This is a genomic window from uncultured Muriicola sp. (assembly GCF_947258935.1).
Lineage (GTDB): Bacteria > Bacteroidota > Bacteroidia > Flavobacteriales > Flavobacteriaceae > Muriicola.
On the sequence record NZ_CAMYKH010000008.1, the window covers coordinates 62,523 to 67,758 of the forward strand.

Sequence of the window (5,236 nt, forward strand, 5' to 3'; positions counted from 1 at the left end):
AATTTAGGAGAAAGCGACACAAATATTTCGCTGTTAAAGACAAAAGCAATGTTTTATGAAAGCGAGGGTTTATATGAGACTAGCCTAAAATTTTATAAACAAATTGCTGTACTAAGACCAGACAGAATACAGAGCTATCTAGACATGGCCAGGACCCTGGTAAAGACAGGGGAATACGAAATAGCATTCGGGCTTTATAAACAAATGCTTTCAGGTCAAATATTAGGTGCCAGCTTAGATTCGGATATAATACAGACAATAGCCATTGAAGTTCGCCATTTGGCAACAAAACATAAATCTAGTATTCCATTTCGGGAGCTTCCCAGTGCTTTTTTAGAAAGGGCATTGAATATTAATACCCGTATCGTTTTTGATTGGAACGTTGCGGCAGCACCTTTTGAGGTACAATTTGTAAATCCCGATAAAAAGTATGACATATGGAGACATACCTACGAAGAAAATGAAGACAGACTTTTAAGGGAAACGGAATATGGATATCAAACAGAACAGTTTCTTATTGAGAATACACAAAAGGGAACGTGGCTCATAAATATTGAAAATAAATCTTTAGATGTAGACAATAAATTTCCTGTATTCCTAAAATGTACAGTATATAGAAACTATGGTACCCCAAATGAAACATTTATTTCAAAAATGGTGGAACTTACTAAGTTAGACCAAAAAGTAAATCTTTTAGAAATAGAAAACTAGATTCTAGCTGCTGCTTTGGTCACTTTTAACTTTGTTAATGTTCGTAAGATTTACAACCATACTATTAGATACAGTTACCCCACTAGAAAATACCAGATAAATGATACTTAGCACAAATAGCGTGATTTAAATAAAATATAACTAGTTGCCTTGATGCGCCTTTACTCTTGGGATCAATAGTAATTCGGTTTGCCTGCCATTTACGTAGCGAAAACCTTCAGGGCCATAAAACCCTGCTTCTTCCAGCATTATTCTGATGTCTCGCTGCCATTCGGGGATGTTTACTGTAGTATTCAGCTCTATGGCATATACCGTGTTTAAATTTAAAGGATAATTCTCCCCGTCATCTTTCATTACCCCTCCTTGTGCATCCCACATTCCTATGGTTGTTCCTGCAGAATGCCCGTATAGTCCTAAGGGGTGAGTGTAAATTGCAGGACGCAATCCATCTGCCTTAGCTTCAGCCAGTGCCTTGGACAGTATTTGATTCCCTGTAAGGCCTTTTTTCATGTTATTCGTTAAAAAGTCTTGCACCCTATTTCCCTTTTTCAAAGCATCTACAAGGTAATTTGGTGGGCTATTCTCTTTTGGACGAAGTACGTATGCTAATTCCTGGCAATCTGTATTCAGCCTTAAATAGGTGATCCCAAAATCGCAATGCAAGAGATCTCCCGGTAAAATGACCATGTCTTCCGGCCGACCGGAAAATGAATAGAGATGGCTAACAAGACCCTCATTAGATCTTTGAATATCTACTGTAGGGTGAAACCAGGTTTCCAGTCCCAGGTCTGTCACTTTTTGGCGCATCCACCATTCCACTTCAGAGGTAGTTGTAATCCCCGGAGTGATCACAGCTTCTGAAAATGCTTCTTTAATTATATTATGAGTAATGCTAACTAACTGATTGTAAATAACCATTTCGCGTTCTGTACGCGTCTCTATCCAGCGGACAGCCAATTGCTCGGCAGTACCAACTCTTTTATCGTATTTGGCAGGTAAATACTGCATAAATTCATCATAGTCTGTCTTATCCAAACCGTCCGCAATATTATGATCCTGAGAATAGTTGAGACCTATTTTCTCGGGATCTCGTTCGTCAATAAGTTGAATAAGTCGTTTCCATTGGTCTGGTTCTTTTTCCTTATCCCAGGCCGATTCTATATTTTTTCCCACATTATACCGTGCCACAGCCAGTTTTTCAATGATGTTTTTTGCTTTATCTCTATAGAATACAAGGATGGTCCTCCTACGTGCATTAAGCCAGGTAGCTGGTAACATAGTCCTAAGTACCGGATCTTCATTGTATTCTCTGGAAATGACGATCCACATATCAATGCCCACATCATCCATTAATTGGGGCAAGAGAGTATCAAAACGTTCCGAAAGTATCTCATCCACAACTTGAGCACGTTCCTTCTCAGGAAGTATGTGTTGAGAGCTGGTAATAATTGGCAAAAAAACTAGGCATACGTAAAGAAAATATCTCATAGGGGACGCTGTTTTTATATATAATCAGAAGCAAATGTTTTACGCTATTTACTCTTTAGACATAGGCTGAAAAATACATCTTTTTAGGTTGAATTTAAAATTCGGTAACTTTCCTTATTAAGATTTCTTTCCTTCCCTATATAAGCGCTCTTCTGCTTTCTTTAGACGGAACTATTCGGAGAAAGATAAGAGTGCGGCTTTAATTTCTTTTCGGAGCAGTTTGCCGCTTTCTGAGCATAAAAAATTTTCTAATTCAAAGATCTCTTTGGGTTTTTCCAATTTGCCTAGAGCCGTCATATTTTCAATTTCTGATCTCAATGAAGTTTTATCGACCTTCCCTTCTGCGATAAGTACTAATTTTTCTCCCAATTCCTTGTCTGGTATGCCGGTAAGCATAAAACGTCCTTCTATGATAGGCCTCAATTTTTTTTCGATCTGCTCGGGAAAGAGTTTTACTCCACCCGAATTTACGACATTGTCCCAACGGCCTACCCACTCAAATTCAGTTTCCGAAACCAGATTCACAACATCATTGGTACTAATTGAATCCCCCATTAGCGCAGGTGCATGAATTTTCAGACATTTTCTGTCGTCTTCGGATACGGTGATCCCCGGGAAGGTGTGAAAAGAATCTGAAGAATCTTTATTATCTTTTGAGATGGGCAAATTAAGGGGTCTGGCTGCTATATGAGAGCAGGTTTCTGTCATACCATAGGTCTCGTAGATTCTCGTTGATATATTTTGCACCTTGGCTCTTAAATCAACGGAAACAGGTGCACCACCTACTAAAAGGAGTTTGATTTTTGAAATATTGCTCAACGACTTTTCCAATTGCAATGGAACCATGGCACATAGATCGTATGACTTTCTGAGGCCACTCAGAGGGGAAGATGAAGGGGCTATATGATCTAGAGATAATCCCAATACCATAGCGCGTACCAGCATCATTTTTGCTGCAATATAACTTGCAGAAAGACATAGCAGTGCCGTATCCTTCTCCTTTAAATCAAAATAAGATCCGGTAGCTAAGGCAGAATTATTTTCTGTTCTTCCTCGTCTCCTTCTTTTATTAGGCTGTAGGCCACATCGTTTAACTCGGAAGGAGAAAAATGACTCCCCTGAAATTTAAAATACTTATGAATTGTTTTGTATGATCTATCCATTTGCCTGACTTTCTAAAAATTCTTCTCTTGTCGCTACCTTACCTGTCAATCTTTCTTTCCAATTCTTCCATCCGTATTTACGGGCAAAGAAATAGAGCAACAGCGGGAAGATGACAAAAACGGGAACCAATATATCCCATCCAAGGACTGGGCTTGATATATCCCGGTAAATTGAATTTGTTTGAAAGGCCGTCCAGTCTGCTGTCACCAAAAGAGCACCGAAAAGATTGTTTGCAGCATGAAAACCCAAAGCGAGTTCCAGGCCTTCATCCATTAGAGTAATAATTCCCAGAAAGAGTCCGGTACCGATATAAAAGATCATGATCCCCGGCCCCAACGTGCTTACCTCCGGATTTCCAAGGTGCATTAGTCCGAACAAAAGTGAGGTGACCAATAATGGAAACCATCTATTTTTAACCAGAAGTCCAAGGCCTTGCATCATATGCCCCCTAAACATATACTCCTCAAAACTGGTCTGTAAGGGAATCAATAATATGGCAATTACCGCTAATTTTAAAAAGGGCACTAATTGAAAATTTAATTGAAATTTCTCCGGGGAGAAAAAAACGTCAACTCCCGTAAGAAGTACAGTAATAGCACCCCATAGGAAAAATGCAAAACCAATTCGTTTCCAGTCTATTTTATTCCGCGATGTGGTAAGGGCTCTGATTGATTGTGATTGGATCAATTTTACCCAGCCGAATACAATGAAAAGTCCCAGGGCCAAGGGCACAAGTATTAAGATGAGCACTAAATTAGATCCCAGCTTATCTATGAGATCGGTCATCATTACATCTACAGGTACCGGTGAATAGAGCATGGAAATATAGTTGAGAATCATAAAACCAATAAACCCAAGTGGAAGTATCCAAAATTTCCACAGGCTAAAATTTCCTTCATACCCTTGTTCTATGTACATATATCTTTAATTAATTTATGATTCCATTCTAAATCATTGTTATATAATAACTTACCTTCCCTTACCTCAAGTGGACTTTCTATATTATTTGTGAAAAGACTACCTGTTCCTAGGCCTTGTGGCAATGAATTTTTCAGGGTAAAGGTCCATTGTGCAATTGCGTTTAAGCCTATATTGCTTTCAAGGGCGCTGGTTATCCACCATTTAATACCCATTTCATTTGCTAAAGTAATCCATTCCATACTACCTCCATACCCTCCTATCAAACTTGGTTTTAGTATAATAAACTGAGGAGCTACTATTTGTAGCAATTCTCGTCTATTTGTTTCATCGATTACCCCAATTAATTCTTCGTCTAGTGCAATATCCAGAAACCCGGAAGCACATACTTCTTTCATTAAGGCCAGATTACCTGGTTTTATAGGTTGCTCAATGGAATGGAGATCTAGCCTTGAAAGTTCTTCCAACTTAAGAAATACATCTTCTTTCCCAAATGCTCCATTGGCATCTACTCTCAGTTCTATCTCATCTGAGGTAAATCGTTCCCGTATACTCTTTAAAAGAGCCAGTTCCGTATCAAAATCGAGTGCCCCAATCTTTAATTTAATGCACGTAAAACCGTCTTTAATTCGCTGGTGTATCTGTTCCTCCATAAAGGCCTTATTTCCCATCCAGATCAGTCCATTGATAGAAATAGGTTTACCCCGTTTTGTAAATTCTGAAGGGAATAAAATGAATGGACCCTGGGAAGCAAGCGATCTAAATGCCTGTTCTAGTCCAAATTGAATACTAGGGAACATGACAAGAGTAGATAATAGGAACTCTATCCCCCTATCTATATGATCGCATACCCATTGTAATTGTGTTTCATACTCAGCTACATCATCCATACTAAGACCCCTGAACATGGCACATTCGCCTATCCCCGTTTGTTCATCATCCTCAAGGATCAAAA

Annotated in this window: 6 protein-coding genes; 1 reads left to right on the plus strand and 5 read right to left on the minus strand. The window is 38.9% G+C overall.

Features of this window, described 5'->3' with window-relative positions:
• Window positions 1-711, plus strand: a 711-nt coding sequence (locus Q0X72_RS02710; RefSeq protein ID WP_297761699.1) for a hypothetical protein, incomplete at its 5' end; no start/stop codon positions are given.
• A 141-nt stretch (window positions 712-852) separates the two neighbouring features.
• Here the strand turns inward: Q0X72_RS02710 and Q0X72_RS02715 are convergent.
• The 5 genes from Q0X72_RS02715 to Q0X72_RS02735 form a co-directional block, all read right to left on the minus strand.
• Window positions 853-2,199: a M24 family metallopeptidase gene (locus tag Q0X72_RS02715; protein ID WP_297761702.1), complete on the minus strand. Its 1,347-nt coding sequence runs from the start codon at window positions 2,197-2,199 to the stop codon at window positions 853-855.
• A 171-nt stretch (window positions 2,200-2,370) separates the two neighbouring features.
• Window positions 2,371-3,147, minus strand: a complete 777-nt coding sequence (locus Q0X72_RS02720) for an AMP-binding protein (protein WP_367180405.1) — start codon at window positions 3,145-3,147, stop codon at window positions 2,371-2,373.
• Window positions 3,148-3,224: 77 nt separating this feature from the next.
• Complete coding sequence (locus tag Q0X72_RS02725) at window positions 3,225-3,362, minus strand: hypothetical protein (protein ID WP_297761705.1); 138 nt, start codon at window positions 3,360-3,362, stop codon at window positions 3,225-3,227.
• On the minus strand, window positions 3,355-4,281 hold the full coding sequence (locus tag Q0X72_RS02730; RefSeq protein WP_297761708.1) for a CPBP family intramembrane glutamic endopeptidase: 927 nt from the start codon (window positions 4,279-4,281) through the stop codon (window positions 3,355-3,357). Before Q0X72_RS02730 ends, Q0X72_RS02725 begins: the two co-directional genes overlap by 8 nt.
• A partial coding sequence (locus tag Q0X72_RS02735; protein WP_297761711.1) for an o-succinylbenzoate synthase occupies window positions 4,272-5,236 on the minus strand: 965 nt, incomplete at its 5' end. The genes Q0X72_RS02735 and Q0X72_RS02730, both read right to left, overlap by 10 nt.

Bases quoted from the DNA above. Each gene is read 5' to 3' on its own strand.
- Q0X72_RS02715 (WP_297761702.1), bottom strand. From the start codon at position 2,199: ATGAGATATTTTCTTTACGTATGCCTAGTTTTTTTGCCAATTATTACC.
- Q0X72_RS02720 (WP_367180405.1), bottom strand. From the start codon at position 3,147: ATGATGCTGGTACGCGCTATGGTATTGGGATTATCTCTAGATCATATA.
- Q0X72_RS02725 (WP_297761705.1), bottom strand. From the start codon at position 3,362: ATGGATAGATCATACAAAACAATTCATAAGTATTTTAAATTTCAGGGG.
- Q0X72_RS02730 (WP_297761708.1), bottom strand. From the start codon at position 4,281: ATGTACATAGAACAAGGGTATGAAGGAAATTTTAGCCTGTGGAAATTT.